We start from the raw sequence: 16888 nt of genomic DNA, 5'->3' as shown, positions 1-16888 counted from the left end.
TAGGTTTGAAAATAATTGCTATTAAATCTAGATTCTGATTTGGATAGTAGAATAATCTTATTTCCAAAGTCACTACTTTTTTACTAACGTTTATTTGGAATTTAAGGGACTGAGCCATAACTCGAAGAGTTATGGCTCAGTCCCTTGTTTTTATATCAATAATTCATGTATATAAAAGCCTGATATTGCATATCATCATTATAGTGAAGAGGACTTGGTCAATAAAAAGTATAGTTAATTATTTCTTTCATTATCCTAAGCTGGTTAATAATATGACCACAGATTGATTTTTTCTGAAAACGTTCTTTGAGTATACTATAGTTAAGCGTATTTTAAAAAATAACTATAAGAGGATATGAGGAATTTGAGGAAAAAAATTTTTTGGTCTTTTTTCATTTTTGGGATAGTTAGTATCGTTTTTTTGAAAGATATAAATACTAGTTTAGCAAATGAAACAAATCAAACTGAGAATTATACTATTGTAAAAGATGATGAAACATTGATGAAATACTCACTTTTAAAAGGGGATCAATGGAGTCCCATGTCTGCTAGAAAAAAAATCTCCACAATTCCTGTTTTAACGGAACCACAAGTAATGTATAAAGGGGATGGAGAGAAAAATTCTGCAAAATTTCTATATAATCGTGAAAAGAATACGGTCGCGATTGAACAATCAATAGACGCGAGAGTGAACATGGGAGTAAGACAACAGATAGCAACTGTTAAAGGACGTTCTTATCAATTTTCAGTTAAAACAAAATCTGCAGTCATCAAAACAACTGGCAAAACTTACAAAGCTGCCGATGGATTTGATATTTTAGATGGTGGAATATCTGAGGGAGATCAAACTTCACTTATTCCTGTGGAATATACTCGGGTAAACAATTCTTTTACGGAGAGCGATGCGGCCAAGGGGAAGGATAGAACCGATCGAGTAACATTTAAAGCGAAATCGGATAAAACGACAATTGAACTCTCTGCTCTAAGTAACGATCAGATAAATGCGAATGGGGCTTATTGGTCTGATATATCATTTATTGATTTTGAAAATGGTATCGTTGAATCTAAAAAATTAGTAGAGGATTTATTTACGGATACAACTCATAATTCAATCAAGTTAAGTACTACACAAGCAATAATTGATAAGGCAAAAGCAAGAGTAGAAGAATTATTTGACGAAAAAACGAAAACGGCATTATTAGCAGAAATCACCAAGGCCCAAAATTTGATGGATAAAATACAATTAAAATTAACTGTAGAAGAATTAACAGATGATCGAACAACCTTATCCAGTCAAACTATTAAGGGGACAACTTACCCAGAAGCTTTTCTGTATTTTTCAGGGCATGAGGGAATTACAGAAGGAACGCTTTCATCTGGGGTGGTTGATGATAAAAGAAAATATTTAATTCGAGCTGATAGCAAAGGCGCTTTTGAGTTTAAGCTTACTAAAGGAAACTACTTTAGAGGAGGACAAGTAATTACGATTATAAGTGCTTTGAATGGAAAGGAAGAGACTGTCTCAAAGACAGTAACTGACAAGGTTGCTCCATTTAAACCTACGTTGAATCCGTTGAAAGATACCGATACGGAAATTTCAGGAAGTGCTGAAACCGATGCTACCGTTAAACTCTATGATGCCTCTGATGATAAAGAAATCACTTCCGTGAAAGGAAAAACGGGCGATCAATTCACACTAACCGTACCAGACGGATATAAACCTTACAAGCGGTATTATGTTACTGCAACCGATGCAGGAAAAAATGTGAGCGAAAAATCAGATATACAAGAAGTAAAAGATACACTTCCACCTAAAGCAACACCAGTAAAGCAACGAATTAAACTAGGCGATCCGTTGCCGGAGATTACTGAATTATTGACAGACATTGATGATAATGCTGGAGTCGATCAATTGACAATGACAATTACCAAAGAAGCGGATCTATCAAAGGTAGGGGCAACACAAGTCGAAATCACTCTGACAGATAAAGCCAAAAATAAATTAGTTGTCACTGTACCGATCTTTGTTTATACAGAGGGAATAATCGAAAATGATCAAGATATTTTCTTTGCAGAGGACTTTTCTGTTTTGGCGATTGATTTTCCAAAAGACTTAGAGGATCAAAAAAAATACATTTTAGATAAAAGTAAGGCTACCGTATGGGATAAAGAGGATTGGTCAGTAAAAGAAACGACGTTTCAAATTGAAGTTGGATCATTAAAAAGTGAACCGGGGGTTTACTCTGTTACAATTAGCGGAAACCAGTTGAAGAAAACGATCCATGTTGAGTTATTAAAAGGAGAATTAACTCTTGAAAAAATTCCTACACAAGTTTCTTTTGGAGAACCAATCATTAAATCAAATACTCAATATGTAACAAGCAAATTAGGAATTGATTTAACGATGAAGGATAGTCGATTTCAAAGAAGTTCTTGGCGTTTAGTAACGAAACTGAAACGTCCATTTCAGAATAACAAGGATGAATCAACTACTACAGGGTTGGTTTATAAAGATGAAGATCAACTGCTACCGATTACGACGAAAGATACTGTAGTACTTTATGAAGAAAAAAAAATAGACTCAAATAGAGACGTCAAAGTGACGTTGAATCAACAGGAGGGACCACAAATTCTATTGAAAGTTTTACCAGGAAGTGTACGAGCAGATACAGATTACAACAGCGAAATTATGTGGATTATTGAGGATGCGCCATAACATTTTTGGATGGTTCGATCAAATACCATACAGTCAAACATTGGATCGAATCATAGGAAATAATGAAAAGAGAATGGGTGAAACAAGCTTGATTTCCAGAGAGTAAGAAGGAATTCGTTTTGCTTCTACCATTTATTTAAGATAAGAGATAAAAGTAATGTTTACTTTTGGCTCTTATCTTTTTTTCTGTGAATTAAATAGTTAAAAAGTAGGTGAGATAAGAAAAATACTGCGGATAATTTTCTGAATTTTTGATTTTCTTTTTTTTTAAGGATCATTTTTTATATCCTTTAATGTTCGATCATTTTGGGTTGATTATTTTTAGATTTTATACGATAATTGGAAAAGTATGATTTTAATAAAATAGCGAATTAATTGTTTTATATAGGGAATAAGAAAAGAGGATTAGAATGAGCAATTTAGAGAATAAGTTACATCATTTTGTTGGGATAAAAGGTTCAGGAATGAGTTCATTAGCTTTGGTATTATTTGAAAAAGGCTATAAGGTACAGGGCTCAGATGTGAAAGAATACTTTTTTACACAACGTGATTTGGAAAAATCTGGTATTACGATTTTACCTTTCAATGCTGATAACGTTACGAAAGATATGATTATTATTGCAGGCAATGCATTCCCAGACACGCATGAAGAATTAGTTCGTGCCAAAGAATTAGGTGCTGAAATTATTCGTTATCATGATTTTATTAGCCGTTTTATTCAACCTTATACAAGCATTGCAGTAACTGGTTCTCATGGGAAAACAAGTACAACAGGTTTACTTTCTCATATTTTAACAGGGATTGCACCAACTAGTTATTTGATAGGTGATGGTACTGGACACGGAGATCCCAATGCTGAATTTTTTGCTTTTGAGGCGTGTGAATATCGCCGTCATTTTCTCGCTTATTCTCCTGATTATGCGATTATGACGAATATTGATTTTGATCATCCAGATTATTTTAAGAGCATTGAAGATGTTTTTTCTGCTTTTCAAACAATGGCTGAACAAGTGAAAAAAGCTATCTTTGCTTATGGAGATGACAAATACTTACGCCAATTGAAAACAGAGGTACCTGTTTATTACTACGGATTAGCAGATGACGATGACATCCAGGCTAAAAATATCCAACGAACAACACAAGGCTCGTCTTTTGATGTTTATCATGATGAGAACTTGGTGGGGCACTTTGTTTTACCTGCTTTTGGGCAACATAATATTATGAATGCCTTAGGTGTGATTGCGGTAGCTTACTTTGAAAAATTAGATATGAAAAAAGTTGCAGATGAAATGTTGACTTTTGAAGGGGTAAAACGTCGCTTTACCGAAAAGAAAGTTTCTGACATGATCATCGTAGATGATTATGCACATCATCCAACTGAAATCATTGCAACGATTGATGGTGCTCGCCAAAAATACCCAGATAAAGAAATTATTGCTGTTTTCCAACCGCACACATTTACACGGACGATTGCATTGATGGATGAGTTCGCGGAAGCATTGGACCTTGCTGACGCTGTTTATCTTTGTGATATTTTCGGCTCAGCAAGAGAACAACAAGGCGATGTCAAAATTGAAGATTTAGGCAATAAAATTAAAAAAGGTGGACAAGTTATCAAAGAAGAGAATGTATCTCCTCTTTTAGATCATGAAAATGCCGTAATGGTCTTTATGGGAGCAGGAGATGTTCAAAAATTTGAACAAGCTTACGAAACCCTATTAAGTAATACAACTAGAAGTGTTTTATAAACTAAATGATTGATCAAGATCGTTTGATGGAAAAGTTTCAACGACACATTTTGTGATTTGTTGAAGCTTCTTCTTTTTAACTTGCCTTTTACTGTCATTTTGGTACAATTATCTTATCATTAGTGGAGGTGTACTAATTTGAATATCGGAAAACCGAGAAAATTAGGCAAAACCATCGAAGATATTGAGGAAGGCGATTCGCTGTCTTTAACCGAATCGATCGAAGATAAAGATCTACTTCTTTATTTGGGCTTAACCAACGACGCCAATCCTTTATATATCCAACATGATTATGCCCAAAAAACAGAATATGGCAAACCAATCGTACCATCAATCATGCTGATGGGAATTATCACTAGCGCGATTTCAAAACATTTACCAGGACCAGGCTCACATGTAGTCAATTTTTCGGTGAATTTTGTTGAACCAGTTTTTCATTATGAGACACTGACTTTTCAGTTTGAAGTCATTAAGGTGGATAAGATGAAAGATGTGGTGACAATTTCGATTGAAGTGGTCAATGAGGAAGAGGATCGTGTTCTTGATGCGGTCGTAATGGTTCAGCCGCCTCAGGTCACATTAGCTGAATTAGAAGAGAAAGAAGGTAATATAAATGAATAATGGAGCAGTTGTAAATGCGGGAATAAACAAGTTTTATTCAAAAATCTATGCATTTTTAGCGATGGGAATTGGTGTAAGTGCTCTTGTGTCATATCTAATATTGACTGCTTTTCCAGGAGTTTTAGTTGCACTATTAAAGTCCCCAGGTTTATTTTTTGGTTTATGGCTTGTGGAGATCGGCTTGGTTTTATTTTTAGGGTTTAAAGCACAGAAGAATCCTAGTTTGGCAATCAGTGGTTTCATAGCATATTCCATTATAAATGGTGTGACGATTTCTGCTACTTTACTAATGTACGCTCAAGCAACAGTAGTCAGTGCTTTTATCAGCGCTGCCGCAACTTTTGGGGCGATGTCATTAGTTGGAATGTTTACGAAAAAAGATTTATCAGCAATGGGACATGCGGCTTATAGTGCCTTGATCGGTATTATTATTGCAATGGTCATTAATTTCTTTTTCCTACGCAGTAGTGCAGTGTCATTTTTCATTTCGATTTTGATGGTTTTGATTTTTGCTGGGATTACCGCATATGATAATCAAAGAATTCGTCAAGTATACAATGAAACAGGCGGACAAGCAGGAACAGGAATAGCTGTATTCTTCGCATTACAATTATATCTTGATTTTATTAACTTGTTCTTAGCATTTTTACGTATTTTTGGTAAAAATAATTAATTAAAGAGTTTGATTGAGCAGTATTCAGAGAAATCTGAATACTGTTTTTTTATGCGTGATATAGATTTTTATACGAAAATCGGTTATATTTTGTATTAAAATTCTTTTTAAAGGTATTTTTTTGATTAAAAATCCATTGACTATCCGTTCTCTTTGATTTATACTTTTATAAAATTAGAAATATATATAGATTTACTAATGTTCAGTTAATAATCTACGGGATGGTGTAAAAAATGGAAGAGTATGAAAAAATACCAAAAGGATTTAAATTTTATGGCACACATGTTGGGATAAAAAAAAGAAAAAAAGACTTTGGCTTGATCGTAGCAGACGAGCTGTGTCATGGGGCAGCTGTCTTTACCAAGAATACGTTTTGCGGTGAATGTATACCGATCGGTAAAGAGCATGTAAAAAATGCTGAATTGCAGGCAGTTGTTGTGACTAGTGGCATAGCTAATGTAGCCACTGGGAAAATTGGTAGAGAAAATGAATATAAGATTTTAGAACAATTATCCAGTAAGCTACAAATTAAAAAGGAAACTATTTTGCCTTCTTCAACAGGCTTGATCGGGCCTCAATTGCCAATCGAACTGATCGAAGATTTTTTGGAGAATAATTCGCTTGCATTGGAAAGTACTTACGAGAATTTTGCACAAGCTATTTTAACAACGGATCAACGAATCAAGGTTCGCAGTATCAAAGTCAATGATGGAACGATTTTAGGTATCGTTAAGGGCTCTGGAATGATTGAACCAAATATGGCGACGATGTTGGCGTATATTTTAACGGATGCTAAAATAAGTAAAGAGGCCATTTATCCGATGCTAAAAACAGCAGTCGATCAGTCTTTTAATACAATTAGTATTGATACGGACACAAGCACAAGTGATACGGTCGCTTTTTTAGCTAGTGGTCATTATGAAGTTGAAAAAACAGACTTGCAAGCAGGACTAAATCAAATTTGTAAAGAACTCGCTTTAGATGTTGTAAAGGATGCTGAAGGTGCTTCGAAAACCATGTTTGTCACAGTTAAGAATGCTGAAAGTCAGGAACAAGCTAAAAAAGCTGGAAAATCAATCATCAACTCGCCGTTAGTAAAAACTGCTTTATTTGGCAATGATCCCAATTGGGGCCGTATCGCAATGGCGCTTGGAAAAACAGAGGGTTTGATTTTTGACCAGAATAAAGTAGAAATCTATTATGGCAAGTATCCTATTTTTTCAAATAATAATGAAGAAAAGCAAAACGTCAGTCAGATTGCAGCGTACATTGAACAAAATGAAGATATCTATTTAACGGTAGATCTTCATCAAGGATCAGAAAGCTTTGAGGTAATTGGCTGTGATTTGAGTTATGAATATGTCAAAATAAATAGTGATTATTCGACGTAGTGATATCTTATCCTATCAGAATCGAAGCATGTCACTATGTTTTTGAAAGAGGAGTGAGCAGGACTGAAAAAGTTTTGTTCGCTCCTCTTTCATTTTGCGAATGTATGTTCTATAATAAATAAATGATAGGTGGGATGGAACATGCCGAATACTCAAAGAATCGCAGTCCGCAAATTAGTGGAGTTTATTTTACGCAGAGGTAGCATTGATGCTAGATATACAAATACAAGTGAACATACAGCGTTAGAAGGAGCTAAAATCCATCGGAAGCTTCAAAAAGCAGCCGGAGATTCATATCAAAAAGAAATCAAACTAGCAATTGACATAGAATTAAACCAACAAACATACATAATCGAAGGTCGTGCAGACGGGATTTTTATTGATGAGCAAGAAAGAACCGTAATCGATGAAATCAAAACATCTGAACCTGCATTTTCAGAGTTGTTGGATGAGCAAATAGATATGTTTTGGTATCAGGTAATGTGTTATGGACATATTTATTGCCAGCAGGAAGAGTTGGATATGATCACCTTACAATTGACCTATTATCAAACAACAACAGAAGAAATCACTCGACAAAAAAAGGAATTTACTAAGGAAGAACTAAAAGTTTTTTTTGATGACCTGACACAAAGATATGAACAATGGTTGATTTTTAAAGCAAACTGGCGAACGATTCGAAATCAATCATTAAAAAAACTGCCTTTTCCATATGGAGATTATCGGGCAGGACAAAGAGAATTAGCAGTCGCTGTTTATAAAACGATTTTAAGCGACCAAAAACTATTTGTTGAAGCACCAACTGGGACAGGCAAAACGATCTCTACCTTATTTCCAACATTAAAGGCGATTGGTGAAGAGCAAGCAGAAAGAGTTTTTTACCTAACAGCTAAAACGATCACGCGACAAGTGGCAGAAGATGCAGTAGAAGCCATGAAACAAAAAGACTTGAAGTTAAAGAGTGTTACATTAACCGCAAAGGATAAAATTTGTTTTTTAACAGAAAGAAATTGCACACCAGAAGCTTGTCCATTTGCGAACGGTTACTATGATCGATTAAATGAAGGACTTTGGGACCTGTTGAATAATGAAAATCAATTTACACGTGAAGTGATTGAATTATATGCACGTAAACACACCTTATGTCCGTTTGAATTGTCTTTAGATGTTAGTTTATGGTGCGATCTAGTGATTTGTGATTATAACTATTTATTTGATCCTGTCGTTTATCTAAGACGTTTCTTTGAAGAGCAAACAGAAGTGAAAGAAAATATCTTCTTAGTGGATGAGGTCCATAATTTAGTTAATCGTTCACGGGAAATGTACTCAGCGGTTTTGTCTAAAAGTAAACTGTCTACACTAAAAGCACTGCTTGATAAAAAACAAACTAAATTGATCCGAGGGATTAGCAAAATTGAAAAAGAGTTTGATCGTATCAAACAAGTTTGTGAAGATGAAGCTACAGAATTTTTACACCAAAAAGAACCTATCGATTCTCTGGTCAAAGTTGCCTATTCGTTAGCTGAAAAAATAAAAGAATGGCTGCCGGAAAATCAAGACCATACTGAGCTGAATCAAGTGTTGACTATTTACTTTGACTTACTGAATTATACGAAAATAAGTGATAGCTATGATGATCATTATTGTACCTATGTAAATTGTCAAAACTACGATATTAGTGTTAAGCAATTTTGTATCGATCCATCGTACCTTTTACAGCAAAAATTGGATAAAGGAAAAGCAAGTATTTTATTTTCAGCGAGTTTAACGCCATTGGATTACTATCAGGAGGTTTTAGGTGGTGGGGAAGAAAGTTTGCGCTATCGAATTCCCAGTCCTTTTCCAAAAGAAAATCAATTATTGGTGATCGAAAAGTACATTCAGACAACCTATAAAGAACGAGAGAAAAGTTATAACAAAATTATCGAAAGCTTGACTAATATGATCCAACAAAAAAAGGGAAATTATTTTGTCTTCTTTCCATCTTATTCTTATATGGATATTATTTATGAAATGTTCCGACAAAAAAATCCTACAGTCAAAACAAAAATTCAGGCAACGATGATGAATGAAGCGGAACGGGAAAATTTTTTAGCTGATTTTGTTTCAGAGCCCAAAGAAACATTGGTTGCTTTTTGCGTATTAGGCGGTATCTTTTCAGAGGGAATTGATTTAAAAGGAAGCCGTTTGATTGGGACTGCAATTGTGGGTGTCGGTTTACCGCAAATCAATCATGAACAAGAATTGATCAAAGGTTATTATGATCTAGAAAAACATCTAGGGTTCCAATTTGCTTACCAGATTCCTGGGATGAATAAAGTGTTACAAGCGGCAGGTCGCGTAATTAGAGATGCAGCAGATCAAGGAGTAGTTTTACTTTTGGATCAACGTTTTTCATCAGCGCCTGTTCAACGTTTATTTCCACCACATTGGAATGTGGTTCAAACCAGTTACTCACCTGAACAGACGAAGCAGTTGATGCAGCGATTTTGGCAGTTGAATTGAATAATGTCAATAGAAAAAAACGACACTTACTGGTATACTAACAGAAGTATTGAGAGATAAAAAAATGTTTTTGTGTAAATATAATTAGTATAGAAAAAGCCGAATTTCTGATTATCGGCTCTTTTTTGAGTAGTAGACCTTAAGTCTGCATAAACAAAATAATCATAAGGGGACTAAAAATGAAAACAATATTAGTTTTGCATACAGGCGGCACAATTTCCATGTCAAAAGAGGCAGATGGAAATGTTACGACCAATCATATGAATCCATTGCTTGATCAAGAAGAACTATTAGCAGGAAAAGTCAATTTGGTTGTAGAACCGATTTTCAATATCCCTTCACCTCACATGACTTTGGAACGAATGCTAGAATTAAAACAACGTATCCAGAAGGCTTATTCAGAAGATGTTGATGGCGTTGTAATCACTCACGGAACAGATACATTAGAAGAAACTGCTTATTTTTTAGATATTACCTTGGAACGTAAAATTCCTGTTGTGCTAACTGGTGCCATGCGTTCAAGTAATGAAATCGGGACAGATGGTTTATATAATTTTATTAGTGCCGTTTGGACAGCGTGTTCTGATGATTCTTATGGAAAAGGTGTGCTTGTTGTGATGAACGATGAGATTCACACCGCTCGTTATGTAACAAAAACGCATACCACAAATGTTGCGACCTTCCGTACGCCGACATTTGGACCTATTGGTATGATCGCTAAGGAGCGAACGTTTTTTGCCAGTGAGGTTCGTCCTCAAGAAGTTTGTGATATTCATAGTGTTACTGGAGAAGTTTACGTTATTAAAGCGTATGCTGGCATGGACGGTAGTTTATTTGATTTGGTTGATAATGACCAAACCAACGGGATTGTGATTGAAGCTTTAGGGGCAGGCAATCTTCCACCAGAAACACTGCCTGCAATAGAAAGACTTTTAACAAGAAAGATTCCAATTGTTTTAGTTTCTCGTTGTTCTAATGGAATTGCTGAAGATATTTATGACTATGAAGGCGGCGGAGTTAATCTGAAGAAAATGGGGATTATTTTTTCTAGAGGGCTAAATGGACCAAAAGCACGTATTCGCTTGATCGTTGGTTTAAACAGTGGTAAAAATCAGCAAGAGTTGTCAGAGTTTTTGAGTGAATAGATAAATGAAACAGAATGGAAATCAGCAATTACCGTCATTAATATCTGAACTATCTTTTCAAGAACACAAAATGGGGAAAGATATTGCGGATTTATGTGAGGGCAGTAGTAATGGATTATCTGGAAAAATAACAACAAGCAGTTGTAGAAAAACGCATAAGTAGCGGGGAAATTTCCTCCAGCGGCTTATGCGTTTATATTAGCGAAAATTGGTAAATTGTAATTCTACTGGTAAATCTAAATTTCTAAGCAAAGTAATCACTTTTTGCAAGTCATCACGGCTTTTTCCAGTTACTCTGATTTGATCTTCTTGGATTTGTGATTTGACTTTTATACCAGAATTTTTGATTGCTACATTGATTTTTTTAGCGTTATCTTTATCGATTCCGCTAATCAAATCACCGTATTGGCGGGCAGAACCACCAAGCGCTTTTTCACTTGTTGAGAAGTGGATATTTTTAATAGGAACTTCTCGTTTGACTAACTTGCTGAACAAAACGTCTTTGACCTGTTCGATTTTGTAGTCATCTTCTGCAACTACCACTAATTTATTGTTTTCTAATTTTATATCTGCAATTGAACCTTTAAAGTCAAAACGATTTTTGATTTCTTTCAATGCGATTTGGATCGAATTTTTGACTTCTTCCATGTTCATTTCAGATGTTACATCGAAACTTGCTTCTTTTGCTGCCATTAAAATTGCTCCTCTCATTATTTCTTACTTTTATAGTACCATTAAATAGCGAAGAAACAAGTAGAAAAACAATTTTTGAAGAATAGAGGAATCAAGTGATGTTGTGAGCCCAAAGTAGAATAAAATAATCCTCATTTTAATCAATTTTTCTTTTCTTTTTTACAGCGAGCTGTTATTCTAATTCAGGAGAATTTTACTGTTAAATAAGTGATGGATCAAAGCTGGAACGACTGTTCAGCTTTTCTTAAAGAGGAGGATCTAATTGAGTAAGTGGGTTATTTCATATAAACAAAGTGAAACGTTGAAAAAATTTGCTGTTATTTTCGTTACGGGTATTTTAGTAGCGATTAGTTTAAACTTTTTTTTGATTCCGGCCAAAGTTTTTTCTGCTGGAATGAATGGTGTGGCACAGATTATTGCAACGTTATTGCATACAAATCTTGGGATCACGATTGATACTGGTCTTTTTATTTTGTTATTAAATATTCCAATTTTTGTTCTAGGGTTTTTAAAATTAGGAAAAGTATCAACAATTTATAGTTTTTTAAATGTGGCATGGGTTTCGTTGACAACGATTTTGATTCCAATTGAAGTGATCACAACGAATCCGTTGATGAACGCGATTGCGGGTGGAGTTCTGATAGGGATTGGTGCAGGATTATCGCTTAAAATGGGGTTTACTACGGGTGGTATGGATATTATCTCGCTGGTTTTATCTAAAACGACTGGTAAAACGGTTGGAAATTATATGTTTATGCTAAATGGGATCATTGTTGTGATTGCGGGTTTTGTTTTTGATTGGGAAAGTGCATTGTATACAATTATTTCGATTTATTGTATGACTCAAGTAGTCGATATGATTCATACAAGTCATCAAAAAGTTACTGCTATGATCGTGACGGTAAATCCAGAAATTGTTACTCAAGCAATTTCAAAACAAATGGTTCGAGGAATGACATTGTTACCGTCTATGGGTGGCTATTCTGGTGTAGAAGGACGAATGATCATGATCGTGATCACGCGTTATGAACTCTATGATTTAGAGCAAATTGTCTATGAAGTGGATGAGAATGCTTTTATGAATATAATTCCTACGCATTCCGTATTGGGAAGATTTGCGAATGAAGATGAACAACGGATTTTTAAACGTACTGGGAGCTTTCCAGAATTAAAAAAACATAAAAAAAGTAAATAATCTGTCTGAGTTGTGAGAAGTACTTTCTTGCAATTCAGGCAGTTTTTTTAGGTAGCTTTAAACAAGGCAACTAAGGGGAAATAAAAGTTATTTACAAAATTGTGATGCGTATTATTTATTCCTCTTTGTTTCATGTAGTATAGATTAGACGAAAAAGTTACTAAAAAAATATAGTTTTTTGTAGTTAATTTAACAATAATGAGTAAGATATTGTTTGATCATTGTAATGTTTAGTATGTGAGGGCTTTATTTATCAGTAATTCGCCCATTTTTTGGACAAAAAGCAGCAAGTGTCTACACTTTTGTGAAAGTCTGGACAAAAATTTTCTGAAAAAGTTAATTTTAGTAGAAAAGTACTAAAAAGTCTGCTAAAATATAACTGTTGGTTAAGGGATACCCTTAACAAATAAAGTTTTTTTAAAACTTAGGAGGAATTTTATTATGCCATTAGTATCAGGAACAGAATTTCTTAAAGCAGCTCGTAAAAGCGGCTACGGTGTTGGCGGATTCAACACAAACAACCTAGAATGGACAAAAGCGATTCTTGAAGCTGCAGAAGCTAAAAAAGCGCCAGTATTGATCCAAACTTCTATGGGTGCTGCTAAATACATGGGCGGATACCAAGTATGTTACGATTTAGTGAAAGACTTGATCGATTCAATGGGTATTACTGTACCTGTAGCTCTTCACTTAGATCATGGTGAATATGAAGATGCATTAGAATGTATCGAAATCGGCTACACTTCAGTAATGTTTGATGGTTCTCATTTACCATTCGAAGAAAATATCGAAAAAGCGAAAGACGTTGTTGCTAAAGCACACGCTAAAGGCGTTTCTGTAGAATGTGAAGTTGGTTCAATCGGCGGCGAAGAAGACGGAATCATCGGTTCTGGCGAATTAGCTGACGTTCAAGAATGTGTACAAATGGTAGCAACTGGTATTGATTACCTAGCTTGCGGAATCGGTAACATCCACGGTTCATACCCAGATAACTGGACTGGATTAGCATTTGACCACTTACAAGAAATCGCTGACGCTGTTGGTGACATTCCATTAGTATTACACGGTGGATCAGGTATTCCTTTAGAGCAAGTTCAAAAAGCAATCTCTATGGGTGTTTCTAAAATCAACGTGAACACTGAGTGTCAAGAAGTATTTGCAGCTGCAACACGTAAATACATCGAAGAAGGTAAAGACCTTGAAGGTAAAGGCTTTGACCCTCGTAAATTATTAGCACCAGGAACAAAAGCTGTTACTGAATTAGTAGAACAACGTATCGAATGGTTCGGTTCTGCTAACAAAGCATAATTCAATTCTATAATCATTAAAAAGGACGGAATAAAAGTATTTTTACTTTTGTTCTGTCCTTTTTATTTTGTTCAATAATGTTCAAAAAATCGAGAAAAAAGAATTGAATTATGAAAAACTTACCAAATGCATCAGCTGTTAGCTTTTTTATTGTCTCTGAATGTGTTAGAATAGTTTGGGTATATTACAAAAAAATAAAACTATTTGTTTTACATAGATAGGTGAGAATAATAAATGAAAAAAATCGTAATCAATGGCAATCGTCCATTAACAGGAGAAGTATGTATCAGCGGAGCAAAAAATAGTGCAGTTGCATTGATTCCAGCGGCTATCTTAGCCGATTCACCAGTAACATTAGATGGTGTGCCTGATATTCAAGATGTTCATTCATTAATAGAAATTTTAGAAATTATGGGTGCTAAAACAACCTTTACTGATAATACACTAGTCATTGATCCAACAGAAATCGTTTCTGTTCCAATGCCTAAAGGCAAAATCAATAGTCTTCGTGCTTCTTATTACTTTATGGGCTCATTACTTGGTAAATTTGGCGAAGGTGTTGTTGGACTTCCTGGTGGCTGTTATTTGGGTCCTCGTCCAATTGATCTTCATATCAAAGGCTTTGAAGCGCTAGGCGCCGATGTAACAAATGAGCATGGTGCTATGTATTTAAGAACGAAAGACGGGCTTCATGGAACTAGAATCTTTATGGATATGGTTTCGATCGGCGCAACAATCAATGTCATGTTAGCTGCCGTAAAAGCAGAAGGGAAAACGATTATTGAGAACGCGGCTCGTGAACCGGAAATCATCGATGTAGCAACGTTATTGAATAATATGGGAGCAAACATTCGAGGTGCTGGAACAGATATTATTAGAATCGAAGGCGTCGAAAAATTACATGGCTGCCGTCATTCGATCATTCCAGATCGAATTGAAGCTGGTACTTATTTAGCCTTAGCTGCAGCAATGGGTGAGGGTGTAAAAGTTCGCAATGTGATATATGAGCATCTAGAAAGTTTTATTGCTAAATTACAAGAAATGGGCGTTAAAATGACGATCGAAGAAGATATGATCGAAGTACACCCATCTCATGATTTGAAAATGACGACAGTTAAAACCTATCCTTATCCAGGTTTTGCAACAGATTTACAACAACCGATCACACCATTAATGTTAAAAGCCAAAGGTACAGGTGAGGTTATTGATAGTATCTATGCACAACGGACAAAACATATTCCAGAACTTGTACGAATGGGTGCAGATGCATCGATTGAAGGCAATATGATCGTAATCAATGGTCCAACGCAATTACATGGAGCAGAAGTTGTTGCATCTGATCTTAGAGCGGGTGCTTGCTTAGTGATAGCTGGCTTAATGGCGACTGGTACAACAACGATTTACAATGTTGAATACATTTTACGTGGCTATGACCACATTATCGAAAAATTAACAGCACTGGGTGCAGATATTCAAATGATCGAAACGGAAGAAGAAATCGAGGTGGCTAAATGAGTGACTATTTAACGATGGCGGAACTTGAAAATAGTACATTAAAGGATATTTATTCTTATGCTAAAGAGTTCAAAATCCCTTATTATAGTCAAATGAATAAAAAAGAGCTATCTTTAGCTGTAATCAGAGCACAAGCTGAGAAACAAGGATTTTTCTTCATGGAAGGAATTTTGGATATTGTTTCTCAAGACGGCTATGGTTTTTTACGTCCGATCAATTATGGACCTAGCGCAGAAGATATTTATATTTCTTCCTCTCAAATCCGCCGATTTGGTCTACGTAATGGAGACAAAGTCGCTGGAAAAGCGCGTCCTCCAAAAGAATCAGAACGCTATTATGGTTTGATGCATGTTGAAAGTGTCAACGGGAAAGACCCTGAAGAGGCAAAAGAACGTCCGCATTTCCCAGCATTAACACCGCTTTACCCCGAAAAACAAATCAAATTAGAAACAACTCCCGGCAGATTATCGACACGCATGATCGATATTTTTTCTCCTGTTGGTTTTGGTCAGCGTGGCTTGATCGTAGCGCCGCCTAAAGCAGGTAAGACAAGCGTGTTGAAAGAGATTGCTAACGGTATTTCAGAAAATTATCCTGATGTAGAATTGATTCTTCTTTTGATCGATGAACGACCAGAAGAAGTGACGGATCTAGAACGCAGTGTTAATGGCGATGTGGTTTCTTCAACCTTTGATCAGCAACCACAAAATCACACACGTGTTTCTGAATTGGTTTTAGAGCGCGCGATGCGCTTAGTTGAAGACAAACGAGATGTCGTGATTTTAATGGATAGTATTACTCGTTTAGCTCGTGCGTATAACTTAGTGATTCCAGCTAGTGGTCGTACACTGAGCGGTGGGATTGACCCTGCAGCTTTTTACAAACCTAAGCGTTTCTTTGGAGCAGCTAGAAATATCGAAGAAGGCGGGAGTTTAACGATTCTTGCCACAGCTTTAGTGGATACGGGAAGTCGAATGGATGACGTTATTTTCGAAGAATTCAAAGGAACAGGAAATATGGAGCTGCACTTATCACGTGACTTGGCTGACCGTCGTATTTTCCCTGCGATCGATATCAAAAAATCTGGTACGCGTAAAGAAGATTTACTAATGTCAGCAGAGCAGTTAGAAGAAACATGGAAACTGCGTAATCATATGACAGGTGATTCTTTAGAATATACGGAACAATTCGTTAAATTTTTACGTAAAACGAAAAGCAATCAAAAATTCTTTGAAGATTTCCATGATGTCTCTTTTGGTAGACAAGCGAAAAAAAATATTAAAAGATAATTGCATCGATAAACGAATCATGCTATTATAGTACTGTTGTATACCGACAAATAAACTCTGATGCAGCAAATGGATCAGGGCAAAGGAGC

The 16888-nt window shown here is 35.6% G+C and carries 13 protein-coding genes; 12 read left to right on the top strand and 1 reads right to left on the bottom strand.

Annotated elements, in window-relative coordinates; all coding sequences use genetic code 11:
- Positions 1-421 precede the first annotated feature (421 nt).
- From JZO69_RS07300 to JZO69_RS07265, 8 genes are all read left to right on the top strand, one after another.
- Complete coding sequence (locus JZO69_RS07300; protein ID WP_207112233.1) at positions 422-2716, top strand: toxin Cry1Ac domain D-VI-related protein; 2295 nt, start codon at positions 422-424, stop codon at positions 2714-2716.
- A 410-nt stretch (positions 2717-3126) separates the two neighbouring features.
- Complete coding sequence (gene murC, locus JZO69_RS07295; RefSeq protein ID WP_207112232.1) at positions 3127-4464, top strand: UDP-N-acetylmuramate--L-alanine ligase; 1338 nt, start codon at positions 3127-3129, stop codon at positions 4462-4464.
- Positions 4465-4602: 138 nt separating this feature from the next.
- Positions 4603-5085: a MaoC family dehydratase gene (locus JZO69_RS07290; RefSeq protein WP_207112231.1), complete on the top strand. Its 483-nt coding sequence runs from the start codon at positions 4603-4605 to the stop codon at positions 5083-5085.
- The gene (locus JZO69_RS07285) at positions 5078-5758 is read left to right on the top strand and encodes a Bax inhibitor-1/YccA family protein (RefSeq protein ID WP_207112230.1); all 681 of its coding nucleotides are present in this window, start codon (positions 5078-5080) and stop codon (positions 5756-5758) included. The genes JZO69_RS07290 and JZO69_RS07285 overlap by 8 nt, the downstream gene beginning before the upstream one ends.
- 233 nt (positions 5759-5991) lie before the next feature.
- Entirely contained in the window at positions 5992-7149 is a 1158-nt protein-coding gene (argJ, locus tag JZO69_RS07280; protein WP_207112229.1) for a bifunctional glutamate N-acetyltransferase/amino-acid acetyltransferase ArgJ, read from the top strand.
- Between the two features lie 141 nt (positions 7150-7290).
- Positions 7291-9654, top strand: coding sequence for an ATP-dependent DNA helicase (locus JZO69_RS07275; protein WP_207112228.1), 2364 nt, complete (start codon positions 7291-7293; stop codon positions 9652-9654).
- A gap of 179 nt (positions 9655-9833) precedes the next feature.
- Positions 9834-10799, top strand: coding sequence for an asparaginase (locus tag JZO69_RS07270; RefSeq protein WP_207112227.1), 966 nt, complete (start codon positions 9834-9836; stop codon positions 10797-10799).
- Between the two features lie 4 nt (positions 10800-10803).
- Entirely contained in the window at positions 10804-10962 is a 159-nt protein-coding gene (locus JZO69_RS07265; RefSeq protein ID WP_207112226.1) for a hypothetical protein, read from the top strand.
- Positions 10963-10997: 35 nt separating this feature from the next.
- On the opposite strand, the gene JZO69_RS07260 is transcribed toward JZO69_RS07265, so the two are convergent.
- Positions 10998-11492, bottom strand: coding sequence for a YajQ family cyclic di-GMP-binding protein (locus tag JZO69_RS07260; protein ID WP_207112225.1), 495 nt, complete (start codon positions 11490-11492; stop codon positions 10998-11000).
- A gap of 262 nt (positions 11493-11754) precedes the next feature.
- Between JZO69_RS07260 and JZO69_RS07255 the strand changes: the two genes are divergently transcribed.
- From JZO69_RS07255 to rho, 4 genes are all read left to right on the top strand, one after another.
- Positions 11755-12687 carry a YitT family protein gene (locus JZO69_RS07255; RefSeq protein WP_207112224.1) on the top strand — a complete coding sequence of 311 codons (933 nt, stop codon included), beginning with the start codon at positions 11755-11757 and terminating at the stop codon, positions 12685-12687.
- Between the two features lie 441 nt (positions 12688-13128).
- Complete coding sequence (locus JZO69_RS07250) at positions 13129-13995, top strand: class II fructose-bisphosphate aldolase (RefSeq protein WP_086346816.1); 867 nt, start codon at positions 13129-13131, stop codon at positions 13993-13995.
- A gap of 234 nt (positions 13996-14229) precedes the next feature.
- Positions 14230-15510 carry a UDP-N-acetylglucosamine 1-carboxyvinyltransferase gene (gene murA / locus JZO69_RS07245; RefSeq protein WP_071876343.1) on the top strand — a complete coding sequence of 427 codons (1281 nt, stop codon included), beginning with the start codon at positions 14230-14232 and terminating at the stop codon, positions 15508-15510.
- The gene (gene rho / locus JZO69_RS07240) at positions 15507-16799 is read left to right on the top strand and encodes a transcription termination factor Rho (RefSeq protein ID WP_207112223.1); all 1293 of its coding nucleotides are present in this window, start codon (positions 15507-15509) and stop codon (positions 16797-16799) included. The genes murA and rho overlap by 4 nt, the downstream gene beginning before the upstream one ends.
- Positions 16800-16888 lie beyond the last annotated feature (89 nt).

Source organism: Candidatus Enterococcus ikei, assembly GCF_017316105.1.
In the GTDB taxonomy this organism is placed as follows: Bacteria; Bacillota; Bacilli; order Lactobacillales; family Enterococcaceae; genus Enterococcus_L; species Enterococcus_L ikei.
The sequence above is the reverse complement of the archived record's forward strand: the minus strand, read 5'-3'. Positions and strand labels throughout refer to the sequence as shown.